The organism is Actinocatenispora thailandica (assembly GCF_016865425.1).
GTDB lineage: Bacteria > Actinomycetota > Actinomycetes > Mycobacteriales > Micromonosporaceae > Actinocatenispora > Actinocatenispora thailandica.
This window is the reverse complement of sequence record NZ_AP023355.1, coordinates 177,387-203,307: the sequence shown is the minus strand read 5'-3', so window position 1 is coordinate 203,307 and position 25,921 is coordinate 177,387. Positions and strand designations below refer to the sequence as shown.

General features: G+C 71.8%; 25 protein-coding genes. 11 read left to right on the top strand and 14 right to left on the bottom strand.

The genetic code is table 11. The features are described 5' to 3' along the window. Window positions 1-5 precede the first annotated feature (5 nt). The 6 genes from Athai_RS00960 (at window position 6) to Athai_RS00935 (ending at window position 6,400) form a co-directional block, all read left to right on the top strand. Complete coding sequence (locus tag Athai_RS00960) at window positions 6-815, top strand: neprosin family prolyl endopeptidase (protein WP_203959705.1); 810 nt, start codon at window positions 6-8, stop codon at window positions 813-815. Window positions 816-945: 130 nt separating this feature from the next. Continuing rightward, entirely contained in the window at window positions 946-1,521 is a 576-nt protein-coding gene (locus Athai_RS00955; protein WP_203959704.1) for an NADPH-dependent FMN reductase, read from the top strand. Window positions 1,522-1,524: 3 nt separating this feature from the next. Further along, complete coding sequence (locus Athai_RS00950; protein WP_203959703.1) at window positions 1,525-1,857, top strand: winged helix-turn-helix transcriptional regulator; 333 nt, start codon at window positions 1,525-1,527, stop codon at window positions 1,855-1,857. 318 nt (window positions 1,858-2,175) lie between these two features. Further along, entirely contained in the window at window positions 2,176-3,117 is a 942-nt protein-coding gene (locus tag Athai_RS00945; protein ID WP_203959702.1) for an MBL fold metallo-hydrolase, read from the top strand. 7 nt (window positions 3,118-3,124) lie between these two features. Next, window positions 3,125-3,640 carry an NUDIX hydrolase gene (locus Athai_RS00940; protein ID WP_203959701.1) on the top strand — a complete coding sequence of 172 codons (516 nt, stop codon included), beginning with the start codon at window positions 3,125-3,127 and terminating at the stop codon, window positions 3,638-3,640. 447 nt (window positions 3,641-4,087) lie between these two features. Further along, window positions 4,088-6,400 (top strand): immune inhibitor A domain-containing protein, encoded by a 2,313-nt coding sequence (locus tag Athai_RS00935; protein WP_203959700.1) that lies wholly within the window; start codon window positions 4,088-4,090, stop codon window positions 6,398-6,400. Window positions 6,401-6,659: 259 nt separating this feature from the next. Here the strand turns inward: Athai_RS00935 and Athai_RS00930 are convergent, their stop codons facing one another. The 3 genes from Athai_RS00930 to Athai_RS00920 form a co-directional block, all read right to left on the bottom strand. Next, a complete protein-coding gene (locus tag Athai_RS00930) occupies window positions 6,660-7,301 on the bottom strand; it encodes an HAD family hydrolase (RefSeq protein WP_203959699.1) in 642 nt (213 codons plus the stop codon). Window positions 7,302-7,462: 161 nt separating this feature from the next. Next, window positions 7,463-7,702: a glutaredoxin family protein gene (locus Athai_RS00925; protein ID WP_203959698.1), complete on the bottom strand. Its 240-nt coding sequence runs from the start codon at window positions 7,700-7,702 to the stop codon at window positions 7,463-7,465. A 165-nt stretch (window positions 7,703-7,867) separates the two neighbouring features. Continuing rightward, window positions 7,868-9,418: an AMP-binding protein gene (locus Athai_RS00920; RefSeq protein WP_239156632.1), complete on the bottom strand. Its 1,551-nt coding sequence runs from the start codon at window positions 9,416-9,418 to the stop codon at window positions 7,868-7,870. A gap of 392 nt (window positions 9,419-9,810) precedes the next feature. On the opposite strand from Athai_RS00920, the gene Athai_RS00915 reads away from it, so the two are divergent. The 3 genes from Athai_RS00915 to Athai_RS00905 all read left to right on the top strand — a co-directional run bounded on the left by Athai_RS00915 (window position 9,811) and on the right by Athai_RS00905 (window position 13,040). Further along, window positions 9,811-10,656: an ECF subfamily RNA polymerase sigma factor, BldN family gene (locus tag Athai_RS00915; protein ID WP_239156631.1), complete on the top strand. Its 846-nt coding sequence runs from the start codon at window positions 9,811-9,813 to the stop codon at window positions 10,654-10,656. Window positions 10,657-10,914: 258 nt separating this feature from the next. Then, window positions 10,915-12,093: a DUF5667 domain-containing protein gene (locus tag Athai_RS00910; protein ID WP_203959696.1), complete on the top strand. Its 1,179-nt coding sequence runs from the start codon at window positions 10,915-10,917 to the stop codon at window positions 12,091-12,093. Window positions 12,094-12,125: 32 nt separating this feature from the next. Beyond that, window positions 12,126-13,040 carry an HAD family hydrolase gene (locus Athai_RS00905; RefSeq protein WP_203959695.1) on the top strand — a complete coding sequence of 305 codons (915 nt, stop codon included), beginning with the start codon at window positions 12,126-12,128 and terminating at the stop codon, window positions 13,038-13,040. A gap of 33 nt (window positions 13,041-13,073) precedes the next feature. Here Athai_RS00905 and Athai_RS00900 read toward each other — a convergent pair whose 3' ends face one another. Next, the gene (locus tag Athai_RS00900) at window positions 13,074-14,282 is read right to left on the bottom strand and encodes an FAD-dependent monooxygenase (protein WP_203959694.1); all 1,209 of its coding nucleotides are present in this window, start codon (window positions 14,280-14,282) and stop codon (window positions 13,074-13,076) included. Window positions 14,283-14,384: 102 nt separating this feature from the next. On the opposite strand from Athai_RS00900, the gene Athai_RS00895 reads away from it, so the two are divergent. After that, a complete protein-coding gene (locus tag Athai_RS00895; RefSeq protein ID WP_203959693.1) occupies window positions 14,385-14,954 on the top strand; it encodes a TetR/AcrR family transcriptional regulator in 570 nt (189 codons plus the stop codon). Window positions 14,955-15,173: 219 nt separating this feature from the next. Here Athai_RS00895 and Athai_RS00890 read toward each other — a convergent pair whose 3' ends face one another. The 6 genes from Athai_RS00890 to Athai_RS00865 form a co-directional block, all read right to left on the bottom strand. After that, a complete protein-coding gene (locus tag Athai_RS00890) occupies window positions 15,174-16,004 on the bottom strand; it encodes a lysophospholipid acyltransferase family protein (protein ID WP_338028174.1) in 831 nt (276 codons plus the stop codon). Between the two features lie 224 nt (window positions 16,005-16,228). After that, window positions 16,229-17,314, bottom strand: coding sequence for an NAD-dependent epimerase/dehydratase family protein (locus Athai_RS00885; RefSeq protein WP_203959691.1), 1,086 nt, complete (start codon window positions 17,312-17,314; stop codon window positions 16,229-16,231). A gap of 143 nt (window positions 17,315-17,457) precedes the next feature. Further along, the gene (locus Athai_RS00880) at window positions 17,458-17,559 is read right to left on the bottom strand and encodes a 30S ribosomal protein bS22 (protein WP_084131757.1); all 102 of its coding nucleotides are present in this window, start codon (window positions 17,557-17,559) and stop codon (window positions 17,458-17,460) included. Window positions 17,560-17,897: 338 nt separating this feature from the next. Beyond that, complete coding sequence (locus tag Athai_RS00875) at window positions 17,898-18,122, bottom strand: DUF397 domain-containing protein (protein ID WP_203959690.1); 225 nt, start codon at window positions 18,120-18,122, stop codon at window positions 17,898-17,900. Continuing rightward, window positions 18,122-18,970, bottom strand: a complete 849-nt coding sequence (locus tag Athai_RS00870; RefSeq protein ID WP_203959689.1) for a helix-turn-helix domain-containing protein — start codon at window positions 18,968-18,970, stop codon at window positions 18,122-18,124. The genes Athai_RS00875 and Athai_RS00870 overlap by 1 nt, the downstream gene beginning before the upstream one ends. Before the next feature lie 373 nt (window positions 18,971-19,343). Beyond that, window positions 19,344-20,264 carry a proline dehydrogenase family protein gene (locus Athai_RS00865; protein WP_203959688.1) on the bottom strand — a complete coding sequence of 307 codons (921 nt, stop codon included), beginning with the start codon at window positions 20,262-20,264 and terminating at the stop codon, window positions 19,344-19,346. A gap of 263 nt (window positions 20,265-20,527) precedes the next feature. Between Athai_RS00865 and Athai_RS00860 the strand changes: the two genes are divergently transcribed. After that, window positions 20,528-21,694 (top strand): NADH-quinone oxidoreductase subunit D, encoded by a 1,167-nt coding sequence (locus tag Athai_RS00860; RefSeq protein ID WP_203959687.1) that lies wholly within the window; start codon window positions 20,528-20,530, stop codon window positions 21,692-21,694. Between the two features lie 106 nt (window positions 21,695-21,800). On the opposite strand, the gene Athai_RS00855 is transcribed toward Athai_RS00860, so the two are convergent. The 4 genes from Athai_RS00855 to Athai_RS00840 all read right to left on the bottom strand — a co-directional run bounded on the left by Athai_RS00855 (window position 21,801) and on the right by Athai_RS00840 (window position 25,920). Then, the gene (locus Athai_RS00855) at window positions 21,801-22,766 is read right to left on the bottom strand and encodes a hypothetical protein (protein WP_203959686.1); all 966 of its coding nucleotides are present in this window, start codon (window positions 22,764-22,766) and stop codon (window positions 21,801-21,803) included. A 217-nt stretch (window positions 22,767-22,983) separates the two neighbouring features. Then, window positions 22,984-24,036, bottom strand: coding sequence for a glycine betaine ABC transporter substrate-binding protein (locus tag Athai_RS00850; protein ID WP_239156630.1), 1,053 nt, complete (start codon window positions 24,034-24,036; stop codon window positions 22,984-22,986). Window positions 24,037-24,336: 300 nt separating this feature from the next. After that, window positions 24,337-25,059: an ABC transporter permease gene (locus Athai_RS00845; RefSeq protein ID WP_203959685.1), complete on the bottom strand. Its 723-nt coding sequence runs from the start codon at window positions 25,057-25,059 to the stop codon at window positions 24,337-24,339. Window positions 25,060-25,215: 156 nt separating this feature from the next. Next, on the bottom strand, window positions 25,216-25,920 hold the full coding sequence (locus tag Athai_RS00840) for an ABC transporter permease (protein WP_239156629.1): 705 nt from the start codon (window positions 25,918-25,920) through the stop codon (window positions 25,216-25,218). Between the last annotated feature and the right edge of the window lies 1 nt (window position 25,921).

The window sequence follows — 25,921 nt, the reverse complement described above, 5'->3', positions numbered from 1 at the left end:
CCCCGATGCGCATCCGTACCGTCCTGCCGTCGATGGCCGCGGTGTTGCTGTTGCTCGCGGCCACCCCGCCCGCCGCCGCCGCCCCGACACCGCAGCACTCCGCACTCGCCCCCGGCAGCGCGCTGCCCGGACGGGGCGCCGATCGGGCCGCGCCGGCGGCCGGCACCTTCACCTACGTGTACGGCCGGCAGTCCGTGGACACCGACGGCGCCGCCGTGACGATCGACCAGGCGGCCCCGACCCTCGCGACCGCGGACTACCACTCGCTGGCCGAGCTGGCGGTCCAGTCGGCGGACGGGCAGCAGATCGTCGAGATCGGCTGGACCGTCGACCGCGCCGTGAACAACGGCGACACCGGCCCGCACCTGTTCGTCTACCACTGGGTCGACCGGCAGGAGTCCTGCTACAACGGCTGTGGCTTCGTACCCACCTCGAACACCGTGCACGCCGGCGATCCGGTGACACCCGGCGTCGCCGGCCGGTACGAGATCGTGCACGCCGCCGGCCAGTGGCAGACCTGGTACGACGGGACCGAGGTCGGCTACTTCCCGGATTCGTTGTGGGGCAACGGGTACACCCGGGCCGGGCTGGTGCAGGCGTTCGGTGAGGTGGCCGCGTCGAGCGCCGCGCCGTGCACCGACATGGGCAACGGCACGTTCGGCGATGCGTCCGGTTCGACCGCGGTCAGCGGCTTCGCGCTGGACAACGGATCGGCGCCGGCCCAGCTGTCGGTGGCCGACACGAACTCGGCCTGGTACGACCACGGCGGTACGACGGGGACGTCGTTCCGGTTCGGCGGCCCCGGCGCCTGCTGAGCAGGGTGCACCTTCTCACTCCGGTTTGCTGAGTCGCTCAAGAATCAGTAGCCTCGTGGCGGGCGGCGCGGATCGCGTCGCCGACCGCGAGCGGGCCGGGCGAGTCGACGGCCCACAGGGAGATGCGCAGATGGCGAAGCTGGAGATCATCGTCGGCAGCGTCCGGCCGGGCCGGGTGGGGCTCCCGGTCGCCCAGTGGATCGAACAGGAAGCCCGCACGCACGGCGGCTTCGAGGAGATCGAACTGGTCGACCTGGCCGAGGTCGACCTGCCGATGGCCGACGAGCCCGAGCACCCGCGGCTGCGGCGCTACGTGCACCAGCACACCAAGGACTGGAGCGCCAAGATCGACGAAGCGGACGCGTTCATCTTCGTGATGCCCGAGTACAACTACGGCTACAACGCGGCACTCAAGAACGCGATCGACTACCTGCACCACGAGTGGTCCTACAAGCCGGTCGGCCTGGTCAGCTACGGTGGCGTGTCGGCCGGAACCCGGGCCGCGCAGATGATCAAGCAGGTGGTGACGACCGTGAAGATGTTCCCGGTGCCCGAGGCGGTGCAGATCCCGTTCGTCGCCAACTTCCTCACCGCCGAGCGCACCATCGCGCCGAACGAGGTGATGACCGGCGCGGCGAAGACGATGCTGGACGAGCTGGTCCGGATGACCGGCGCGCTGCGCAGCCTGCGGACCGGGCAGGACTGAGCCGTGACGCGGCCCGTCTGCACCCGGTTCCACGCGGCGATCGAGCTGATCGGTGCCCGGTGGACCGGCGCGATCCTGCGCGCCGTGTTCACCGACGCCCACCGGTACCACGAGATCAAGGCGGCGGTGCCCGGCGTCTCGGACACCATGCTCGCCCAACGGCTGCGCGCGATGGAGTCCGACGGGCTGCTCACCCGGCAGGTCGACACCGGCACCCCGGTCCGGGTCGAGTACCACCTGACCGAGATGGGCCGCGACCTCGCCCCGGTGATCGACGCCATCATCGACTGGTCGCACCGGTGGATCCCGGTCCCCGCCGGCGGCGACCCGGACTGACGGCCGGTTCGGCCCGGCCTCGGGTTCGGCGGCGGCGCGGTCGATTCCGCGGCGAGCGCGGAGCGGATCGAGCGGCGACCGTCCCTCGTGTACGACGTCGAACTGGTCTGGCTCGGCCCCCCGCTGACCAGCGAAGGCGCCCAGGGCGTGTCTTCATGGCTCCGCCCGGGCGAGCCGGAGTCCGTTTGTTCGCTCGCAAGGCGCAGGTGCGGGTGCATACCGGTGTCGTATGCGCCCGTGCCGACAACGCCGCGAGCGGGCGAACGGGCCCGGCGCAGCCGGGTGGCTGGCCACGAAGACACGCCCTAGGCTGTGCCGATGTCCACAGGCATCGAGTTTCCTCGATGGATTCACGGCGCGCCGGCCAAGCGGCGCCGCCACGACCCGCCGATCCAGGTGCACCGGCACGACGAGCACACCTTCGTCCTGCGCCAGAGCAAGGACCTGTCGTACGAGGCGCCGTTCCTCTACCTGCTCTGCGGCACGGATGCCGCACTGCTGCTGGACACCGGCGCCACCGCCGACGCGGACGGCTTCCCGCTGCGGTCGACCGTCGACGGGCTGCTGCCGGATCGGCCCGGGTACCGGCTGATCGTGGCGCACAGCCACGCGCACGGCGACCACGTCGCCGCCGATGCGCAGTTCGCCGACCGGCCCGACACGGTCGTCGTCGGTACCGAGCTGGATGCGGTGCGCGCGCAGTTCGGGCTGGCCGACGAGCCGTACGCGGCGGCCGATCTCGACCTCGGCGACCGGCTGCTGCACGTGGTGCACACCCCGGGCCACCACCGGGCCGCGATCACCCTGTACGACCCGCACACCCGCTGGCTGCTGACCGGCGACACCGTCTACCCGGGCCGGCTGTACGTGGAGGATTACCCGGCGTTCCTCGGCAGCCTGGACCGGATGGTCGCGCTGACCGGGGAACGGCCGGTGAGCGCGGTGCTCGGTACCCACGTCGAGATGACCGACCGGCCGCGGCGCGACTACCCGCTCGGCACGACCTGGCAGCCGCGCGAGCACCGGCTGCAGCTGAGCGTCGGCGAGCTGGTCGCCATCCGGGACGCGGCGCGCGGCTTCGCCGACCGGCCCGGCGTGCACCGGCTCGAACACGTGGTGATCTACCACGGGTTCACGCCGCGCCGGCTGCGCTACGAGATACTCCGGCATCACCTCTACCAGGCCGGCAGCAACGTCGCGGCGCTCTTCGTCCGGCCGCGGCCCGGCGTGCCCCGCGCCGGCCGGCCCGACACGGTGTGAGGAGCCGATGATCGAACTACCCGACGATCTGCCGGTGCTGGAACGAGACGTCGTCCGGCTGGTGGTGCGCGACGCCACCGGCGCGGTCCTGCTGTTCCGCGCCCGGGAGCTGACGATGCCGGAGCTCGGGTACTGGTGGGAGCTGCCCGGCGGCGGCATCGAGCCCGGCGAGACGTACGTCGACGCCGCGGTCCGGGAACTGCGCGAGGAGACCGGCCTGCGGCTCGACCCGGCGCGCGTCGGGCCGGCGAACTGGCGGCGAACCTCGTCGTTCCGGATGCGCGGCGAGCGGCGGGTGCAACACGAGGTGGTCGCGGTCGCGACGCTGGACGCGGTGGCCCCGGACATCGACGTGCAGGACCAGCTGGACTACGAGAAGGAGGACTACGTCGGCTTCCGGTGGCTGCCCGTCGACCAGATCGTCGGCAGCTCCGAGCAGTTCTATCCCGGCCGGCTGCCCGCCCTGCTGCCGGATGTGTTGGCCGGCAAGGACATCGACGAGCCCTTCGAACTCTTCTCCTGACCTGGCCTGACCTGACCGCGTCGGATTCCCGCGCCCGCAGTGGATCGGGAGTTTGCGGGGCTCTTCAGTGACCCCTCCCACCCGGGGGGGCCAGCCCCGGCACGATCCTAGCCGGCGGGCTGCGCGATTCGGGCCGGTGCGCGTCGCCATGTGGACAACCGGACCCCCTGTGGACGACGAGCGGCCCGCGGCGCCGGCCGTGCAACCATCGAGGCCAGAGCGACCGATAAGGACCATCGACGCAAGTCCGGAAAATTACTCATCGGCCGCGGACGGGTGCGGACACGCCCGCGAGCTTAAGCATCCCTTAAGAGGAGGTCATAACAGGATTTCCATTCCTGAAGGGGGATCTTCCTTGTGCCAGGGTGGGCGGCACCGTGCCCGCCGATCCCACGGGCACGCCATCCGGCATCCCCAGTTCGCCGGAAGGACACGGAGGAGGAACGCGTGCGGAGATTAACCGCCGGCGTGATCGCCGGCGCCGCAGCGGGGCTGCTCGCCGTCGGTACGCTCGGATCCGCGGCCGGTGCCGCGCCGAGCGACGGCCATCCCGCGACCAAGACGACGAGCAAGGTCCAACCGGCTCGGGCACACGCCGAGGACGACCTGCCCAGCCCGTTGTCGGACAAGCGCCGAGAGCTGATGCAGCAGGCGGCGAAGAAGCAGGCCCAGGGCACGATCACGCCGAAGCGGGTCGGCAAGTCCGACGTCGTCAAGATGGGCAAGCGCGCCGACGGCAAGGACCAGTACGTCGAGACGTCCAGCACCCGCACCGACGAGATCTTCACGATCCTGGTCAGCTTCGGTGACCAGACCGATCCGCGTACCGGTGGCGCCCCCGGGCCGGCCAACGGCCAGATCAAGCAGCCGGACCGGAACTGGAACGGCGACTCCACCGACGACAACTCGACCTACTGGGTGCCGAACTTCGACACCCAGCACTACAAGGACATGTTCTTTGGCAAGAAGGACTCCTTCAAGGACTTCTACGAGCACCAGTCCAGCGGCAAGTTCAGCGTCACCGGTGACGTCTCCGGCTGGGTGACCGTGCCGTACAACGAGGCGCGGTACGGCAGCAACGACATCCCGGAGACGGACGGCTACTGGAACCTGGTCCGCGACTCGGTGAACGCCTGGTACTCGGCGGAGAAGGCGCAGGGCGCCAGCGACGCCGACATCGCCGCCTACCTGTCCCAGTTCGACAAGTGGGACCGGTACGACTACGACGGCGACGGCAACTTCAACGAGCCGGACGGCTACCTCGACCACATCGAGATCGTGCACGCCGGCGAGGGCGAGGAGGCCGGCGGCGGCCCGCAGGGCGCCGACGCGGTCTGGTCGCACCGCTGGTACGCGTACTCCACCGACCAGGGCAAGACCGGCCCCGAGGGCAACCTGCTCGGCGGCACCCAGGTCGGCGACTCGCCGCTGTGGGTGGGTGACTACACCACCGAGCCGGAGAACGGCGGCCTCGGCGTGTTCTGCCACGAGTTCGGCCACGACCTCGGCCTGCCCGACGAGTACGACACCGCCGGCGGCGACAACAGCACCGGCTTCTGGACGCTGATGTCGGCCGGTTCCTGGCTGGGCAAGGGGTTCGACTCGATCGGTACCACGCCCGGCTACATGAACGCCTGGGACAAGTACCAGCTGGGCTGGCTCGACTACGCGGTCGTGCCGTACCAGGGTGCGAGCACCAAGGTGACGCTCGGCCCGGCGGCCCGGCAGGGCAGGAAGCCGCAGGCGCTGGTCGTCACGCTGCCCGAGCAGACCATCACGCACGACTACAACACGCCGGCCTCCGGTTCGTACGAGTGGTGGGGCGGCGCCGCGGACAACCTGTCCTCGACCCTGTCCCGTGAGCTGGACCTGACCGGGGCCAGCAGCGCCAGCATCTCCACCAAGGCGTGGTACGACATCGAGGAGGGCTACGACTTCCTGCTCGCCGAGGTGTCCACCGACGGTGGCACGCACTGGGCCTCGCTGAACGGCGACGGCATCACCGGCTCGTCAAACAACGCGTGGACCGACGTCAGCTACGACCTGTCCGCGTACGCCGGCCAGAAGGTGCTGTTCCGCTGGCGGTACGCCACCGACGGCGGCGTGCACTACGCGGGCGCGTTCCTGGACGACCTGGCGCTGACCGTGGACGGCGCGACCGCGTGGACCGACGACGTCGAGTCGGCCGACCCGGCCTGGACCGCGGACGGCTTCAGCCGGATGACCGGCAGCACCTCGGAGCAGAAGGCGCAGTTCTACATCGCGGAGAACCGGCAGTACGTCGACTACGACGACACGCTGCGGACCGGCCCGTACAACTTCGGGTTCGGCGACACCAAGCCCGACTGGGTCGAGCACTTCCCCTACCAGAAGGGCCTGCTGGTCTGGTACGTCAACTACGCGTACGAGGACAACAACACCAGCGCCCACCCCGGTGGCGGGCTGGTGCTGCCGGTCGACGCGCACCCGGGCGCGCTGTTCTGGTCCGACGGCAAGGCGGTCGGTAACCGGATCCAGCCGTTCGACGCCACCTTCGGGACGAGCAGGACGACGGCGCTGAACCTGCACCACGCGGGCGGCGCCACCATGTCGCTGCCGTCGCAGCAGGCGGTCCGGACGTTCGACGACAGCAACGTCGACCGCTACTACGACCCGGCGAACCCGATGGGTTCGGTGAAGGTTGCTGGCAGCGGCACCCGGATCACGGTGCTGAGGCAGGCCAGGAACGGCAACCTGACCGTTCGGGTCTCCTTCAAGTAGACGGTGCGGTCGGGCTGACGGCATGGGCCGGCCCGACCGCGCCAGCAAGGCTTCACTCGGGGCGCCGCTGGCGTCCAGGCGGGGCGGGAGTTAGTCGGATGGCTCCCGCCCCGTCTTGCTGTGCACGCCCGTTCCGGCCCTGCACGGCCGGCGGCGCTCTCCCGGACCCGGACTGTCCACTGTGGACCGATCGGTGCTGCCGGCCGGCACGCCATCGTTGGTACCGGCCGGGTAGTGACCGACGCGACCGGCGAACCGGTCAGTCGGTGGACCGGGAGGCGGCCAGCTGCACCGCTGCCGGCAGCGACGTGGCGACCGGGACACCGGCCTCGGCGAGCCGGTCCGGGTCGGTGAAACCGCCGGTCACCAGCACGCAACGAGCCCCGACGGCCGCCGCGGCGACCGCGTCGTCCACCGTGTCACCGATCAGCGTGCAGTCGGCACCGGCGACGCCCAGCGCCGCGAGATGCCGGACCAGGTGGTCGGCCTTGGCGCCGCCGCCGGTGGTGGCCCGCAGCCCGTCGACCCGGGCGAACCGGTCGGACAGCCCGAACGTGTCGACGAACGGCACCAGCCGGTCGTGGAACCACATCGACAGCAGCGACTGGCTGCCCGGCCAGCCGGCGATCGCCGCCTCGGCCCCGGCGGCGAGCCGACACTCGGCCAGCCGGGTGTGGTACGCGTCGTGGAAGATCTTGTCCAACCGGGCGAACTCGTCCGCGTCGATCGCGCGCCCCAGCACGTCGGCGTAGTAGTCGGCGATCGGCCGGCGGTACCGACGGCGCAGTTCCTCGGCCGGGAACGGGCCGTCACCGCAGGTCGCGAACGCCGCGTTGGTCGCGTCGACGGTCAGCTCGAAGTCGTCGAGCAGCGTGCCGTTCCAGTCCCACACCAGATGCATGCCGCCGACCCTAGAGCCGCCCCGGCCGGGCGAACCAGTCCGTACCGGCGGAACCGGCTCGCGTCACAGCGGGCCCGCGGCGCCGTTCGCGGTATCCGGTACGCCGCCGGCGAGGTGCGCGGCGCCGCCGGCACCGACCGAACGCGGCGGGGACCCCCGCCTCAGCGGGCCAGGTCGCGCAGCAACCGCTGCTCCTCGACTCGCCAGTACCCGTGCTCCTTGCCGTCCAGCAGGATCACCGGCAGCCGGTCGCCGTACTCCCGGTCGAGTTCCTCGTCGGTCGCCACGTCGATCTCCTGCCAGTCGACGCCGGCGGTGGCCGCGACACGCGCCATCGCCTCCCGCGCCGCCGCGCACAGGTGGCAGTCCTGCCTGGTCAGCAACGTCAAGCGGTGATCCACCCGCCCAGTATCGCCGCCGCCCGGCCGGCATCCCGGCGCGGGGCCCCGGCACCGCGGTCGGGCAACGCCGCCGCCCGGCCGGCATCCCGGTGCGGGGCCCGGTACCGCGGTTGGGCAACGCCGCAAGGGCCGCCCGGCCCGCAGGTCACGTCGCCGGCCGGGCCGTCAGCCGGTCGGAGTGGTTCCATGTGGCAGCTCGGCCTTGCGTACCTTCCCGGTCGCCGAGTGCGGCAGCCGAGCGACGATCTCGACCGCCACCGGGCACTTGAAGTGCGCCAGGCTGCGATGGCAGTACGCGATGAGTTCCTCCTCGGTGGCCGCCACGCCCGGCTCGGGCACCACGTACCCGCGCACCGCCTGGCCGGTCAGCGGGTGCGGCACGCCGACCACGGCGGCCTCCCGTACCGCCGGGTGCGCGGCGAGCACCGCCTCCACCTCGCGGGGGTACACGTTGAAGCCGGACACCAGGATCAGCTCGTCGACCCGGTCGACCAGGAACAGGTCGCCGTCGGCGTCCAGGTAGCCGATGTCGCCGGTGCGCCACCAGCCGTCCGGGTCCGGCCCGTCGGCGCCGTTCGGCCAGTACCCGGAGAACAGGTTGTCGCCGCGCACCACGACCTCGCCCGGGTCGGTGCCGGGGCTGGCGTTCTCGTCCGCCTCCGAGTCGGCCTCGGTCAGCGGCTCGCCGTCCGCCCCGATCAGCCGCAGCTCGATCCCGGGCAGCGGCCGGCCGACCGAGCCCGGCTTCGCGGTCGGCGCCGCCAGCGTACTGGTCACCACCGGCGCCGCCTCGGTCAGCCCGTACCCCTCGTGCAGGGTGATCCCGTTGTCCTGCAACGCTTTCCTGGGCGCGGGAGGCAGCGGCGCGGCGCCGGAGACGGCGAGCCGGACGGACCGCAGCGGGTCGGTGAGGTCGCCGTGCGCGGCCCAGCTCGCGAACATCGCGGGCACCCCGAGCACCGTCGTCACCTGGTACCGGTCGATCTCGGCCAGCGTGGCCTCGGCGTCGAACCGCGGCACCAGCACGCCGGTCGCGCCGTACCGGGCGACCTCGTGCAGTCCCGGCCCGAGCCCGAACGCATGGAACAGCGGCAGCGCCAGCAGCACCACGTCGTCCACCCCGACCGGCGCCGGGTCCAACCGGCCCATCTGCGCGCCGTTGGCGAGCAGCGCGCGGTGGCTGAGCATGGCCGCCCGGGGCCGGCCGGAGGTGCCCGAGGTGTACAACAGGACGGCGACGTCCTCGCCGCCCCGGCCCGGTGCGGGCGCGTCGGCGTCGCGGCCGGCGTCGGCCAGCTGCTGGTACGGCTCGGCCAGCCGGTGCGTGCCACCAACCACGAACCGGTACGGCACCTCGATGCCGGCGCTGGCGTCGTGCACCGCGGGGGTACCGAGCAGGATCCGGGCGCCGCAGTCGGTGAGCAGCCGGGCGAGTTCGGCCCCGGTGTACCCGGGGTTCACCGGCACCGGCACCAGGTCGGCGCGCATCGCGGCGAAGTAGCCGACCACCCACTCGATCCCGTTCGGCAGGGCGATGACGAGGCGGTCGCCGGCGGTGAGGGCCCGCGCCCGGAGCGCGGCGGCGACCGCGCCGACCCGATCGGCCAGCGCGGACCAGGTCAGTTCGGTGTCGCCCAGCCGCAGGGCGACGTGGTCGGGCCGGGCCTGCGCGGCCCGGGGTACGAGATCGGCGATGTTCCGGATGTCCTGCGACACGGCCACCGAGTCTGACATACCTGTTGCGGCGGGACACACCCCGACGCACGATGCCGAGTATCGTTTCCGGGTGCGGCAGGACAGTGTTCGGCACGCTCGGCCGACAAGGTGCGAAGTGAAACTTGCTCACGACAAATTCGTTTCGCACAGACGGACAGGATGTCCGTCACTGGCGGTAGGGACCCCGACACACTGTTGCTCGTAGTAGTCGAGTACACACATCAGTGTGATGTCCGGCCTTATCATCACTTGGCCGTCCAACACTGAGCCTTGGGAACCGACACCCCTCGCCCGAGGAGGCCGCAAGTGCCCGTCGAAGCACCGCTCTGTTACCCCATAACGCCTGGCAGCGCCCATCGATACGGTGTGCGCCGCCACGAAGGGTGGCACCGGTGAGCGCGGCCAGCCTGTCCGCGCCGTTCGACGGCGCGGACCCCGCCGCCGGACTGCACGCCTTACGCACGCTGGTGGCGGACCGGACCGAGAACAAGAACGGTTCCCTCGCGGCCCGCGCCGGCCAGGCGCTGCGCGCCGCCACCCGGACCAAGCCGCAGCCGCGGCCACACACCCGGCAGCGCGGCGGGGACGACGCGCCCACCCAGTCGATCACCCGGGTCGAGCCGGCGACGCCCACCCCGGCCCCGGACACCCCGCCGCCGGACCAGGTCCCCGAATCGGCCACCGACGTCTGGCGACTGGTCCAGCGCGCGCAGGCCGGCGACACCGAGGCCTTCGGCCTCATCTACGACCGGTACGTGGACACCGTGTTCCGGTTCATCTACTTCCGGGTGAGCACCCGGCAACTCGCCGAGGACCTCACCTCCGAGACGTTCCTGCGGGCGCTGCGGCGCATCGGCAGCTTCACCTGGCAGGGCCGCGACCTCGGCGCCTGGCTGGTCACCATCGCCCGCAACCTGGTCGCCGACCACTTCAAGTCCGGCCGGTACCGGCTGGAGGTGTCCACCGCCGAGGTGCTCGACGCGGACAGCCCGGACCGCGGACCGGAGGGCAGCCCAGAGGCTGCGGTCGTCGACAAGCTGACCAACCAGACGTTGCTGGAGGCGGTCAAGCGGCTCAACCCGGAACAACAGGAATGTATCGTTCTCCGGTTCCTGCAAAGTTTCTCGGTGGCCGAAACCGCCCGCACGATGGGCAAGAACGAGGGTGCGATCAAGGCGCTGCAGTACCGCGCGGTGCGGTCGCTGGCCCGCCTCCTGCCCGAGGGATTCACTCCCTGAGCAGCCCGAACGCCAGGGTCTGCGGGTCGCCACCGCCCGGTTCGGGGCGGGTCGGTGGCGGTTGCGGCCGTTGACACCCGGACGGGGCTTCTTACCTGACTCGCGGCATGTCAGGATGGCCGGGCGTAACCCGGTCCCGGCAGTACGCGTTGGTCCAGACGGGGTCGACGGTGTGCGACAACGCACCCAAGGCTGCCTGGCCGACCGGCGCCGCCGGAGGCTCGGCGTGCCGCGAGACGGAAGGAGGTGCGCGCGGCGATGAGGCTGTTCCTGCGCCGGCGGACCGAACGCTTCGCGCAGCTCGTGGCGGACGACCTGCCCGACCACGACGACGCCGAACGACAGGCCGGGCATCACCAGGCCCGTGCTGGTCACCATACTCGCGACGAGGACGACACACTCGCACTTCTGGTGCGGGTGGGCCGAGAAGTTTCCGCACAGGCCAGTACGTTCGAACGCAGCCACCGGATGGACACCGACGCCAAGGCGGACATCCGCCGGCGGTTGCTCGCCGATGCGGCCATCCACGGCATCGGGGCCGCTCGCGCCGACGCCGAAGCGGACACCGACACCAGCGTGCGCACGCACGGCACGCCGCGGCCCACCCGGCACGCGGTGCCGCCGAACCGGCGGCCGAAGGTACGCCTGATCGTGATCGGCGGCGTGGTCGCCGGCGCGCTCGGCATCTCCGGGGTCGCCGCGGCCAGTACCTCCGCGGTGCCCGGCGACGCGCTCTACAACGTGAAGCGCTCCACCGAGCGGGCCCAGATCGCGCTGGCCGGTTCGGACAGCAACTCCGGCCAGCTCTACCTGCAGTTCGCCCGCACCCGGTCCGGTGAGGCCGGCGCGGTCAGCGACGACCCGGCGGAGCTGTCCCGGGTGCTCGGCGACATGGACCGGGAGACCAGGCAGGGCGTCAGCCTGCTCGACTCCACCGCGGTACACGACCGCAGCGCCGCCGCGCTGGACCAGGTCGACGCGTTCACGGCGGCCCAGCGTCCAGTGGTCGCCCGGCTGGCGGGCCGGCTGACCGGCTCGTCGCACGACCGGGCGCAGCACTCGCTGGAGCTGGTCGACCAGGTCCGGCAGCGGTCCACCGAACTGCGCCGGCTGCTGCTGTGCACCACCGGCAAGTCGGTCAAGCGGGACGCGCTCGGCCCGGTACCGCAGAGTTGCGCGGCGCTGCCGGGGGCGAAGCCCGACCCGTCCGGCACCGGCCAGGGGTCCGGCCGGCAGAGCGGTCGGCCGCCGGCGGAGACGAGCCCGAGCGGGAAGTCCAGCGCCTCGCCGTCGCCGAGCGCGTCCGGCTCGCCGTCCGGTTCGGGTGCGCCGTCGTCCAGCGAGAGCGGCTCACCAGCGCCGAGCCCGTCGTCCAGCGATTCGGGCGGCGGTGGCCTTCTCGGGACGATCGGCAAGATCCTCGGCGGGCTGCTCTGACCGAGCGGCGCCGGGGCCGATACGCTCGACGGGTGGACGTGTTTGCCCGGCTACGTCGTCGGCGGCAACGGCTGTCGGCGCGGGCGAGGGTCGCCGGGGTGGCCAGCGCGGCGCACGCGGCGGACCTCGGCCCGGCCGATCCGGGCGCGGTCGCGACGCTGGCCCCGGTGCACCGGCACCCCGCGGTGCCGGATCCGACCGCCGCGGCGTTCTTCGACGTGGACAACACGCTGCTGCGCGGCGCGTCGATCTTCTGGTTCGCCCGCGGGTTGGCCGCGCACGACTACTTCACCACCCGGGACATGGTCGGCTTCGCCTGGAAGCAGCTCAAGTTCCGGGCCACCAGCAGCGAGGACCCCGACGACATCGCGAGCGCGCGGGACAGTGCGCTGGCCTTCGTCGCCGGCCGCCGGGTCGACGAGATCGTGACCCACGGCGAGCAGATCTACGACGAACTGCTCGCGGCCCGGATCTGGTCCGGCACCCGGGCGTTCGCCCAGCTGCACCTGGACGCCGGGCAGCGGGTCTACCTGGTCACCGCGGCGCCGGTCGAGCTGGCCCGGCTGCTCGCCCGCCGGCTCGGACTGTCCGGCGCGCTCGGCACGGTCGCCGAGACCCGCAACGGGGTGTACACCGGCCGGCTGGTCGGCGACATCCTGCACGGCCGCGCGAAGGCGGAGGCGATCCGGGCGCTCGCCGAACGCGAGGGCCTCGACCTCGAACGCTGCGTGGCGTACAGCGACTCGATCAACGACCTGCCGATGCTGACGGCGGCGGGCAGCGCGGTGGCGATCAACCCGGACCCGCCGCTGCGGCGGCTGGCCCGGATCCGCGGCTGGGAGGTGCACGACTTCCGGACCGGTCGCCGCGCCGCCCGGTACGCGCTGCCGATGGCGGCGGCGCTCGCGGTCAGCGTCGGCTACGCGTACCACCGGCGCCGGCGCTGATCGGCCGCTCCGCCGGCAGGACGCCGGTGCGGTTCAGGACACGGTCGCCGGGGCGGCCGGCGCGTCGTCCAGGGTGATCGCGGTCGCGGCGCGGTGGATCGGCGCCAGCGCGGCGGCGAAGAGCCGGTCGTGGCCGGGCAGCCGGCCGATCAGTCCGAGCATCCGCATCGACATCCGCACCTGCCGCTCGGTGCGCAGCACCATCCGGCGCACGTTCGCCGGGCCGAGCTTCTGGTTGACCTCGACGAACGGCCGCATCCGCCGCTCGTACCGGTCGAAGGCGGTGCGGTGGTCGGTGGCCGCGGCCAGCTCCCGGGCCAGCACGTACCCGCCGACGAGTGCGAGGCTGGTGCCCTGGCCGGACGCGGATGATGCGGCGTAGCCGGCGTCGCCGACCAGCGCGACCCGTCCGGTCGACCAGCGGTCGGCATGCACCTGCGCCATCGTGTCGAAGTAGAAGTCCGGCGCGTCGGCCGCGGCGGACAGCAGCGCCGGCACCCGCCACCCGTCGGTCGCGTACGTCTCGGCGAGCAACCGGCGCTGCGCCTCGGCCGTCATCCGGCCGGCCGGTGCGCCCTCGAACAGGAACATCGCGGTGGCGCCGGCGTCGTGCGCGGTGCGGTAGACGAGCGCGGTGCGCCCCGGCGCGACGTAGGTCACCTCCTCGCGGTCGAGTCCGAGCGTGTCCGGCACCCGGTAGACGCAGACGTGGTAGCCCATCGGCCGCACGTACCGGTCCTCGGGGCCGAACGCGAGCCGGCGGGTCGCCGAGTGCAGGCCGTCCGCGCCGACGACCACGTCGTACCGGCCGGTGCGGCCGCTGGCGAACCGCACCGCGACGCCGTCGTCGTCCTGGTCGAGCGCGGCGATGGCGTCGGAGTACCGGCAGTCGACGCCGGCGGTGTCGGTCAGCAGCCGGAGCAGGTCGCCGCGCCGGATCTCGGTGTCGGGGCCCTGCCGGCCGCCGAACGTGTCGCCGCCCATGCTCGCCACCCGGCGACCGCGGCCGTCCACGATCGCACCGGCCCGCACGTCGGTGGTCATCGTCCGGATCTGCGGGAGCAGCCCCATCCGGTCGACCACGCCGAGCGCGGCACCGCGAATGTCGATCTTGTACCCGCCGGTGCGCGGCGCGGCGGACCGCTCGACCACGGTGGTTGCCCAGCCGTGCCGGCGCAGCCAGTACGCGAGGGTCAGGCCGGCGATGCCGGCGCCGGAGACGAGCGCGGTGCGCTGGGTCATCGAAGGCTCCTTGCCGCTGCTGGGATGTCGATGACCGAACCATACAGTTGTTTAAGACGTTTGTGCAAGACATTCGTCTGACACGCTTGCTACGATCCCGGCATGGGAAACCGGGAAGCGCTGCTGGACGGCGCCACGCAGTGCCTGTACGACAAGGGCTACGCGCGCACCACCGCACGCGACATCGCCACCGCGGCCGGCGTCAGCCTGGCCGCGATCGGCTACCACTACGGTTCGAAGGAGGCGCTGCTCGACGCGGCGCTGCAGCGCGCCATCGAGTCGTGGGGAGACCGACTGGCCGGCACCCTGGCCGACGCCGGTCGCGCCGGCGGAGCCGAGCAGTTCGAACGCACCTGGGCCGGGGTGCTCGCTTCCCTCGCCGAGGACCGCCCGCTGTGGGCCGTGCAGTTCGAGCTGATCGCCCACCTGCAGCGCACACCCGAGCTGCGGCACAGCTACGCCGAGGCGACCAGGCGGGCCCGCCTGGAACTGGCCACGATCTTCGGTACCGACCCCGCCGACGAGGCGACCGCCCTGCGGATCGGCGCCTTCTACCAGGCGTTGCTGGTCGGGGTGGTCGGCCTGTGGCTGGTCGATCCGGACGGTGCGCCGACCTCCACCGACCTGCTCGACGCGGTCCGCACCGTCGGGGCCCGGCTGGCTCCCGGGTGACCAGCCCGACTACCGGTCAGCACTCGATCGGAGGCGGCTGCCGGCCCGCCGGCCGGCGCGGGCCAGACACTGCCGCCGGCCGGCAGCGCGGGGCCAGACACTGCCGCCGGCCGGCAGCGCAGGGCCAGAGACTGCCGCCGGCTGGCGGCGCGGGCCAGGGGGCGGCTGCCGGCGCGTCGGCCGGCGCGGGGTCAGAGGCTGCCGCCGGCCGGCGCGGGATCAGAAGGTGCTGCCGCGGCGGAGCAGCAGCCGGTGCAGGGTCTGCTGGATCGTCTCGCGCACCTCGTCGGCGAGGCCGAACACGGCCGCCGGGTCGTCCGGATCGGCGTCGAGCGCCGAGGTGTCGATCGGCTCACCGCACTCGATCAGCCACTTGCTCGGCAACGGCACCGCGCCCAGCGGGCCCAGCCACGGGAAGAACGGCGTGACCGGGAAGTACGGGATGCCCAGCAGCCGGGCCAGCGGCTTGATGTCGCCCACCAGCGGGTAGATCTCCTCGGCGCCGACGATCGACACCGGCACGATCGGCGTCTTCGTCCGCAGCGCGGCGGCCACGAACCCGCCGCGGCCGAACCGCTGCAGCTTGTACCGGTCGGTGAACCGCTTGCCGATGCCCTTGAAGCCCTCCGGGAACACCCCGACGATCTCGCCGTCGGACAGCAACCGCTCCGCGTCCGGGTTGCATGCCAGCGTCGCACCGGACTTGCGGGCGAACTCGGCAAGCAGCGGCGTGCGGAAGATGAAGTCGGCACCGAGCAGCCGCAGGTGCCGGTGTGCCGGATGGTCGTCCAGCAGCGCCAGCTGCAGCATCATGCTGTCCATCGCGATCGTCCCGGAGTGGTTGCCGACCAGCAGCGCCGCACCGTCGCCCGGCACGTGTTCCAGGCCGGACACCTCCACCCGGAACCACGACCGGTACAGCGGCCGGAGCACCCGGGCGAGCAACTGCTCGGTCAGTTCCGGGTCGAAGCCGAAGTCATCCACCGGGTAGTCGCCGCTGACCCGGCGGCGCAGGAACGCCAACCCGTCCGCGATCCGTCGCTCCCACACGTCCGGCTCGCCCGCGCCGCCGTCGGGCGCAGCACCACCGGGCGCAGCACCACCGGGGGCGGCACTGCCGTCGGGCGCAGCACCACCGGGGGCGGCACTGCCACCGGGCGCAGCACCGCCGTCGGCAGCGGAGCGGCCGCCGGGAGCCGTCGGGGTCGGCGCCGGCGGGGCAGCGTCCGGGCCGGCCGCGGTACGCTCGCTCGCCGCGGTGGGCTCGTCCGCGGTCACGGTCGGTCTCCCTTCGCCGACAACACCGAGCGCAGGCCGGACAGTACGGCCCGGCCGCCGGTGCGAAGCAGCCGCTCGGCGGCGTCCAGGCCGCCGGCGTCGACCGGCGCGCCCATCCCGTGCCCGGCGATGAAATCGTCGAACGCCTCCGGCGTGCTGCGCGGCCGGTAGCCGAAGTCGTCGATCAGCCGGCGCACGTCCACCACCCGGCCGTGCACCAGGAAGTCGAGCTGGTCGAGCGAGAAGTCGACCAGCCCGGAGCGGCGGGCCAACTGCGCCACCGCGGTCATCGCCGGGTCCGGCATCGGCCACGGCACCCGGCCGGCCCGCCGGATGGCCTGGGACAGCAGCAGCACGCCCGGCCCGGCCACGTTGAAGTCGCCCGAATGGTCCTCGCGCGCCGCCCGGCAGGCCACCTCGACCGCGTCGTCGGCGTGCACGAACTGGATGCGCGGGTCGTGGCCGAGCACGGTCGGCACCACCGGCAGCGAGAAGTACCGGGTGAGCATGGTGTCGGCGCGGGAACCGACGAACGGTGCGAACCGCAAGACGGTCACCGCCGTGTCGGGGCGACGGCGCCGGAAACCGCGCACGTACCCCTCGATCTCCACGACGTCCTTGGCGTACCCGCCGCGCGGCATCGCGCGCAACGCGGTCCGCTCGGTGAAGATCGCCGGATCGCGCGGCGACGCGCCGTACGCGGCGGTGGACGAGCGGACCACCAGCCGGCGGACCGTCGGCGCGTGCTGGCAGGCCGAGAGCAGCTGCAACGTACCGATGACGTTCAGCTCTTTCATCGCGTCTCGGCCGCCGGCGCCGGTCGGTCCGGCGACCACCGCGAGATGAAGCACCGTGTCGACGCCGGCGTCGGTCACCAGCCGGGCGATGCCCGGACTGCTGATGTCGGCTCGGCGGTAGTCGACCGCGGGCAGCAGGCTCGCGGCCACCCCGGTCGGTTCGGTCTCATCCACGCCGACGACCCGGTCGACCCGGGGGTCGGCAGCGAGCCGGGCAGCGACCTGCGCCGCGAAGTACCTGCTGACACCCGTGACGAGCACGACCCGTGGTGCGACTGCGTGCATGCGCGCCCCCAGCACCATCAGTGGCCCCAGCACCACCGATGGTGCACCACCATCAGTGGCTGACGCGAATCCTGCCGTTGGACGACGTCGTCACGACCCGTCCGGCGGCACCGGCGATGCGGTCGGCGACAGCCGACCTGGGCCTACTTGCCCTGACGGCGCCGCTGAATGCGGGTCTTGCGCAGCAGCTTGCGGTGCTTCTTCTTCGCCATCCGCTTGCGCCGCTTCTTGACGACGGAGCCCATACGTCATCCCCTTGCTTGCGATCGTCGCCGGCCGACGTGCGGCGGCCCGGCGCAGGTAGTGAACACCAAACCTTATCCGGGTGAGCGGGTGATCGCCGCAGCGGGCGGAGGTGCACCGACAGGCGTCACACCATCTGGAGTGACTGCCGTAACGCTGGGTGATCGCCGCGCCGGAGCCGGCACGGCGTACCGGCCGCGCACCCGGGGGTGTTCCCGGACAGGATAGCCGGCCGGCCGTGGTACCGGCGACGTGCCGTCGGTACTCCGACGAAAAACCGGGTGGCGGACACTGTCGGACGGGTCGCCACCCGGTTTCGTCGACGTGCTGCGAGGATATTTCAGTTCAGATCGAAACGGCCACCGCGAATGCCGTCGAGGAACTCGCCCCAGGCCGCGGTGCCAAATACGAATGCCGTACCCAGTCGATTCTTGGAATCGCGCACCCCAACACCCGACGGGACGAACGCGACTTCGACGCAGTTGTTCCCGCCCCCGCTGCGGGCGCTCTTACGCCACGCCGCGAAGGCCAGCTCGGTGGGGTAGGCGGTGCCTTCGTAGTGCATCACAACTCCTTCGTCAACGCCACGACCCGCTCCAATGCATTGTCCGGCTTGAGCGCCGCCGCGCGTAGATGGTCAAACATCAAGTTATAACGACGAACCTCCTCCTCGGTTTCCAGATAGAGGCCACCAGTTGCATTGTCGAGATAGACCACATCCGGATCCTCGGGATCCGGGAAACCGAGTATCACAAAGGCACCGTCCATCCCGGCATGTTCCCCGGAATCGAAGGGCACCACCTGCATCGTGACGTTGGTCTGCTCGGCCACCGCGGCCAGGTGATGCAGCTGCTCGCGCATCACCTCGCGACCGCCGACCCAGCGGTGCAGGACCGCCTCGTCGAGCACCAGCCACAGCTCCGGAGGATCACCCTCGGTAAGCAACTTCTGGCGAGCGAGCCGCAGATCGATCTTGCGCTCGACCTCCTCGGGGGTGAGGTCGGGCCGGACCGCGCGGGTCGCGGCACGGGCGTACTCCCGGGTCTGGAGCAGGCCGGGGATCAGCAGCGCCTCGTAGGTGAAGATGGTCTCCGCAGCGGCCTCCAGCCCGATGTACGGGCCGAGCGCGACATCGCTGTACGGATGCCACCAGGCCTTCTGCCGCGCCTCCCGGGCGATCTGGACGAGTTCCTCGCACTTCTGCTCGTCCAACCCGTAGATGTGCAGCATGAACCGGACGTCCCGGGCGGTCGGCGACACCTGCGCGTTCTCGGTCCGGGAGATCTTGGACGCCGAACACTCCATCCGGCCGGCGACCTGGTCGATGGTCAGCCCGGCCTCCTCGCGCAGCCGGCGCAGCTCCATGGCCAGTCGCCGGCGCCGCGCGGTCGGGCTGCGTCGTCTGAGGGTCATCGCGCCTTACCTCCTCGGCACGCCGATGGGGAGTGGGATCCGGCGGCACCCAGACCGGCGCAGCTAACCCCCCGCCGATCTTGCACCTACTCACCAGCCCTGCCCAGACCGGAACCACAAGAAAATCCACGAACGTCGGCGGGGTACATCCCCGACGAAAGGCATGGTTGTGCCGTTACCTCTCGGATGCGAGGTTTCGCCGACCTTCCACCGGCCTAACGAAGCGGACCCCGGGAGGTGGCGGATGCGGTCAGGTCTGCCTGATCAATAACAAACCGCCAGCTCAGTGCGGGCCGGAGACGGTGACGGGGCGGCCGGCAGACGCCGGCCGCCCCGTACCCGAAGGTGGTCGCCCAGATGGGGAGCCGCTCGCTCAGCCGCGGCTGCCGAGCGAACGCAGGAAGAACGCCAGGTTGGCCGGGCGCTCGGCAAGACGCCGCATCAAATACCCGTACCACTGCACGCCGTAGGGCAGGTAGACACGCATCGTGTACCCGTCGGCGAGCAGCCGGCGCTGCTCGTCCGGACGGATGCCGTAGAGCATCTGGAACTCGAACGACTCCGGCGCGCGGTCGAACCACTTCGCCCGGTCCTCCGCGATCGCCACCATGCGCGGGTCGTGGGTCGCCACCATCGGCCGGCCCTCGCCGGCCATCAGGATGTTCAGGCAGCGCACGTACGACCGGTCGACGTCCAGCTTGGCCTGGAACGCCACCGACTCGGGCTCGTCGTACGCCCCCTTGCACAGCCGGACCCGGGAGCCGGCGTCGGCCAGCTCGCGGCAGTCCGCCTCGGTGCGCCGCAGGTACGCCTGCAGCACCGCACCGGTGTCCGGGAAGTCCTTGCGCAACTGCATCAGCAGTTCGAGGGTGGAGTCGGTGGTGGTGTGGTCCTCCATGTCCACCGTCACCGTGGTGCCGGCGTTCGTCGCCGCCTGGCAGATCTCCCGGGCGTACCGGTAGGCCAGCTTCTCGTCGAACAGCTGCCCGAGCGCGGACAGCTTGATGCTGACCTCCACCGGCGGGCACAGCCCCTCGGCGGACAGCGCGCCGAGCAGGTCGAGGTAGGCCTGCTTCGTGGTCGCCGCCTGCTCCGGGCTGGTGGTGTCCTCGCCCAGGTAGTCGAGGCTGACCGCGAGGCCGGCACCGACCAGCTCGCGCGAGGTGTTGAGGGCGTCGGCGAGCGCGGCGCCCGCGACGTAACGACGGACCACGTCCCGGCTGACCGGGGCGGTCTCGACAAGCCGCTCGACCCGGTCACTGCGGGCGGCGGCGAGGATCACCGATCGGAGCATGGCCCCGACTTTAGCGCCGCCGCGGACCGGCCCGATAGGGAGACCCATCACAGAACGTCAACATGTTTCGAAGGGTTGCACTGTCCGATTCCGTCGATCTTTCATGCAGTCTCATCGACACCGTCAAATCGTCGGTATCACCCCCTCGGGGGTGACGGCAGGTCACCGCGCACCCGCGCGCCGGCCGGCAACCGGACACCGCGGTACGCCGCGGGGCCCGGCGGGCGCCCGGCCGGGGCCGGCACCGGTGGGAGGATGCAGGGATGGAAACGTCCCGGGAGCTGGTCGTCGGCCTGGGATCGGGCGCCGAGCAGCTGACCGATCCGGACCTCGCCACCGCCGACATGGTGCTCAACATCGGACCGCAGCACCCGTCCACGCACGGCGTGCTGCGGCTGCGGCTGACCCTCGACGGCGAGCGGGTGAAGTCCGCCGAGCCGATCATCGGATACATGCACCGCGGCGCCGAGAAGCTGTTCGAGGTGCGCGACTACCGGCAGATCGTCATGCTGGCGAACCGGCACGACTGGCTGAGCGCGTTCAGCAACGAGCTGGGCGTGGTACTCGCCGTCGAGCGGCTGATGGGCCTCGCGGTACCGGACCGGGCGGTGTGGCTGCGCACCCTGCTCGCCGAGCTGAACCGGGTGCTCAACCACCTGATGTTCCTCGGCTCGTACCCGTTGGAGATCGGCGCGATCACGCCGATGTTCTACGCGTTCCGGGAACGCGAGACGCTGCAGGCGGTGCTGGAGGAGGTCGCCGGCGGCCGGATGCACTTCATGTTCAACCGGGTCGGCGGGCTCAAGGAGGAGGTGCCGGCGGGGTGGACGCGGCGCTGCCGGGACGCGATCGCGGCGGTCCGGCGCCGGCTGCCCGACCTCGACGACATCATCATGCGCAACGAGATCTTCCTCGCCCGTACCGTCGGGGTCGGCGTGCTGACCGCCGAGTCGGCCGCCGCGTACGGGGTGTCCGGGCCGGTGGCCCGCGCCTCCGGGCTCGACCTCGACCTGCGGCGCGACGAGCCGTACCTCGCGTACGACCGGCTCGACGTCCCGGTGGTGACCCGGACCGCCGGGGACTGCCACGCCCGGTTCGAGTGCCTGCTGGAGCAGGTGCACGTGTCGCTCGACCTCGCCGACGCCTGCCTGTCCGAAGTGGACGCGACCAGCGGACCGGTGAACGTGCGGCTACCGAAGGTGGTCAAGGCGCCGGAGGGGCACACGTACGCGTGGACCGAGAACCCGCTCGGCATCAACGGCTACTACCTGGTGTCGCGCGGGGAGAAGACGCCGTGGCGGCTCAAGCTGCGCACCGCGTCGTACGCCAACATCCAGGCACTGTGCACGTTGCTGCCGGGCTGCCTGGTACCGGACCTGATCGCGATCCTCGGCTCGATGTTCTTCGTCGTCGGCGACATCGACAAGTAACCCCGGGTGCGGCGCACGGACCGGCCCGGCCCACCCTGCCGAGCGCGGCGCGGCCGGCACGACCCCGGCCCACGATCGCCGGCCGCGGCGCACGGACCGGTCCGGGTCAGTCCTCGGCGCGATGCCGGGCGCGGCGCGCGGCCCGCGCCGATGCCGGCGAGACGGGCGCCGGCGTGTCCTCGCCGCGCAGTTCGGCCCACGGATCGAGCCGGGAGACGCTGTCCCGCAGCGGGTCGACGGCGCGCGGCGGACGGCGTCCCGCCGGAGCCGGCGTCTCGGGTTGCGGCTTGCGGCGCTCCACCCGCAGCGGCTCGAACCGCTGCACCCCGCTGTCCCGGAGCGGATCGGGGGCCCGTCGCTGCGCCGTCTCCGGTGCCGGCGGGAGAGCGGCACCGCGGGTCGGTGCGCCCCCCGGGCGACCGGCGTCCCGCACCGGGTCGACCGCGCCCGGCCGCAGGCTGTCCCGCACCGGATCGGCCACGCCGGGCCGCGGGCCGTCCCGCACCGGATCGACGGCCCCCGGGCGCAGGCTGTCCCGCACCGGATCGATCGCGCCGGGCCGCATGCTGTCGGCGACCGGGTCGCGGCGACGGGGCGGCATGCCCGGCCGGCGACCACCGGTCAGCGCCGGGGCCGCCGCCCCGGCCTGGGCCGCGCTCGCCGCGACGGGCTCGCGCCCCGGGTCGGTGCCGCCGAGCCGCGCGGTCAGCGTGTCCAGCTGCTCCTGCAGCGCGGCGAGTTCGGCGTGGGTGCCGTGCTTGGTGCGTTGCAGCGCCGTGGTCATCGCCGCGCCCAGGTCGTTGCGCACCGCCTCGACCTCGGCCACCAGGTTCTCCTGGATCTCGATGCGGACCCCGTCGGTGTCGCGCCGCAGCACCACGGAGAGCCCGATCAGCACCGTACCGACGATGGCGAGCACGGCGGTGCCGCGCAGCTCACCGCCGTCCCGGGCGAACCAGAGCGCGAGACCGGCGAGCGGCGCGAGCATCGCGCCGACCCAGAACAGCACGGTGGGCAACCGACCGCGGTGGGGGCGACGCCCCGGGTCGGACGCTGCGGTACGGGCTGTCATGGGAGCCGAGGCTACCGAGTGCGACGCGGCCGGAGAAAGGCCGGGCCATCGCGCAATCGGTAAAACGATCGACAACTGGCCGCCCGCCGGCCAGAACATCGCCGGGCGGTGATCGCATCCGAACGCGCGGTGACCGATGCGACGAGAATTACCCCGGCGGATACCGAACGGGCCGGCGGAGTCGGTCGACTCCACCGGCCCGGACGGTCACTCCCGGTCAGCTGCCGGCGAGGGCCGCATCCGAACTGAGCAGCAGGCTGATCGAGACCTTGCCGGTCTTCAGCCCGTTCTTCGACTGCGAACCGCCCGCATCGAGCTGGACGAACTTGCCGAACTTCATCCCGTACTTGCTCTCCAGCCCCTGCTGGCAGAACGCCCGGTCCGGGCACTCCGGCGGGCCGCCGAGGATCGTCGCCTTGCCGTTGCACTTGGCGGCGAACTCGGACAGCGTGGAGACCTTGTACTTCGCCGCGAACTCCTTCGTCACACCGAACGCGTTCTCGTCGGCCGCCGCGGACGGCTCCCCGAACTTCAGGCCGTCCTTGGCGCCGAGCGAGGTCAGCGCCTTCATCGTGGTGTCGATGTCCGGCGAGGCCACCGCCTTCGCGTTCTTGCCGTTCGCCTTCTGGTTCAGGAACTCGGTCAGGGTCGCCGCGTACTCCGGCACCACCTGGATCTCGCCCTTCTCCAGCGCCGGCTCGTACAGCTCACGGTTGCCGATGGTGCGCACCGAGGTCTTGAAGCCGCCCGCGTCCAGCACCGTCTTGTACAGGTAGGCGAGGGTCTTGTTCTCCGAGAAGTTCGCCGCGCCGATGGTCACCGAACCGGAGCCCTTCTGTACCCCGCTGGTGAGGTTGGCGCTCTTGGCGAAGTTGGCCGCCACCTTCTGCGGCGGCACCCGATCGACGTCGGCCTGCTTGTTCAACTGGATCAGTTTCGGCGTGTCCAGCGCTGCCGAGACCTTGTTCAGGTCCGCCAGCAGCGCCGGCGACGCGACCTTCGCGTTCACCGCCGGAACGATGTTGTCGGAGTTCTGCAGATGCTTGTCGTCCTTCAGGACGACGAGTTGACTGCCCGCCACCGGCGCGCAACCCGCACCCTTGACGTTGGAGTCCTTCTTGGTGCCGGACGAACCGGCCTGGCCGCACCCGGCGACCAGAGCCGCCACCGAGAGTCCGGCAAGAATCCCGACCGCCACCCGCGCCGGGGTCACGCCGCGTCGGCGTGCTCCCCCCGCAGCGAGTCGCGACCGCGAAAGCCGCGTTGCCATTACTGCCCGCCTTCCGTGTCCCGGCTCGGCCCCCCTGGCCGGCCGCGTGTCCGACGAGCGGTCGGCGCGCCCATACCCGGACGTGGTTGGCCGCTGTGGCCGCCGGGAACACGGTGCCTTCCGCGCGCAGGGACTACCCAACCTCGCCGTTGCGGGTGCTGCAACTCGAATGGCAACAGTTGTCATCATCGTTACCCACCGGAGCCCCCGCGCGACCCCCGTTCGGGTCGATCATGGCGTCAGCCGCGCCGGAAAACGTTCTCCATCGCTCCACCGCCACGATCGACGCGGCGGGACGGGTCAGCGAGCGAGGGCCGGCTTCGACGCGCGACGGCCGCGGCGACGGGTGTGCCGCAGCGGGCGGGGCGTGACGGCCCGCTCGACCAGCACCAGGACGCCCTCCACCAGCAGGCAGAGCACCACCACGAGCAGGCCGCCGGCCAGCACCTGACCGCCACCGGACGCGATACCCAGGCCGAACCCCTCGTTGATGATCTTCCCGAGGCCGGGGCCACCGACCAGCGCCGCCAACGTCGCGGTCGCCACCACCTGAACCGCGGCGGTGCGGAACCCGCTCGCGAGGTAGGGCACCGACAGCGGCAGTTCGACCCGGAACAGCACCTGCCAGCCGGACAGTCCCATCCCGTACGCGGCGTCCCGCGCGCTCGGATCCACCTCGCGCAGCCCCAGCACCGCGTTCGCCAGCAGCGGCGGGATCGCGAACACGGCCAGCGCCGCCACCGCCGACCAGGCACCGAACCCGAGAATCGTCAACGGGAAGATCGACAACAGCGCCAGTGTCGGGATCGCGCGGGTCAGGTTCGACACGCCGACGACCAGGCCGCCGCCCCGGCCGTGATGACCCAACCAGATCCCGATCGGCCAGGCGATCGCACACCCGATCGCCACCGACGCCGCCGAGATCCACAGGTGCTGCCAGGTCAGCGCGAGGATCCCGTCGGAGTTCGTCCAGTTCAGCGGGTCGTTCAACCACACCCACGCCTGCGACACGATGCTGCTCATGAGCGTTCCTCCTTCGTCGGAACGCTCACGAGGCACCACGCCGCACGATGCCCACGATTCGCTCGCTCCCGCTCGCTCATGAGCGTTCCTCCTTCGTCGGAACCCTCATGAGGCACCACGCCGCACGATGCCCACGATTCGCTCGCACCCGCTCGCTCATGCCGACCGCCTCCTCGACCAGGGGGTGGCCAGCCGCCCGAGCAGCGCCAGTACCAGGTCGAACACCAGCGCCAGCAGGACCGTCGCGATCGTCGCGGTCATGATCTGCGCCTTGTAGAAGTTGTTCCGGAAACCTTCCAGGATCAGCTCACCGAACCCGCCGTACCCGCCGACCACGGAGCCGACCGTCACCATCGCCACCGTGGACACCGTCGCGATGCGCAGCCCGGTCATGATGCTGGGCAGCGACAGCGGCAACTCGATCCGGGTGAGCAGGCCGAGCCGGCCGTAGCCCATCCCGCGGGCCGCGTCCCGGATCTCCACCGGCACCTGGTTCAGCCCGGTCAGCGTGTTGCGCACGATGACCAGCAGGGCGTACAGCACCAGGCCGATCACCACGGTGCTGGCGTACAGACCGAGGAACGGCGCCAGCACGGCGAACAGGCCCAGCGACGGGATCGTGTACAGCACGCTGGAAAGTGCGAGGATCGGACCGGTGAGCCAGCTGACGCGGTACGCGAGGATACCGAGGGGGATCGCGAGGACCGCCGCGATCAGCACCGACGCGGCGGTCAGCTCGACGTGCTGGATCAGTGCGGAGAGCAGCGCCGAGGCGTTGGATTGCACGTAGTCCCAGGAGAACCACGGGTTGCCCGCGGCGTCGGTCACCGCCGCCAACGGGGCCTGCTGAAGAGAGGACACC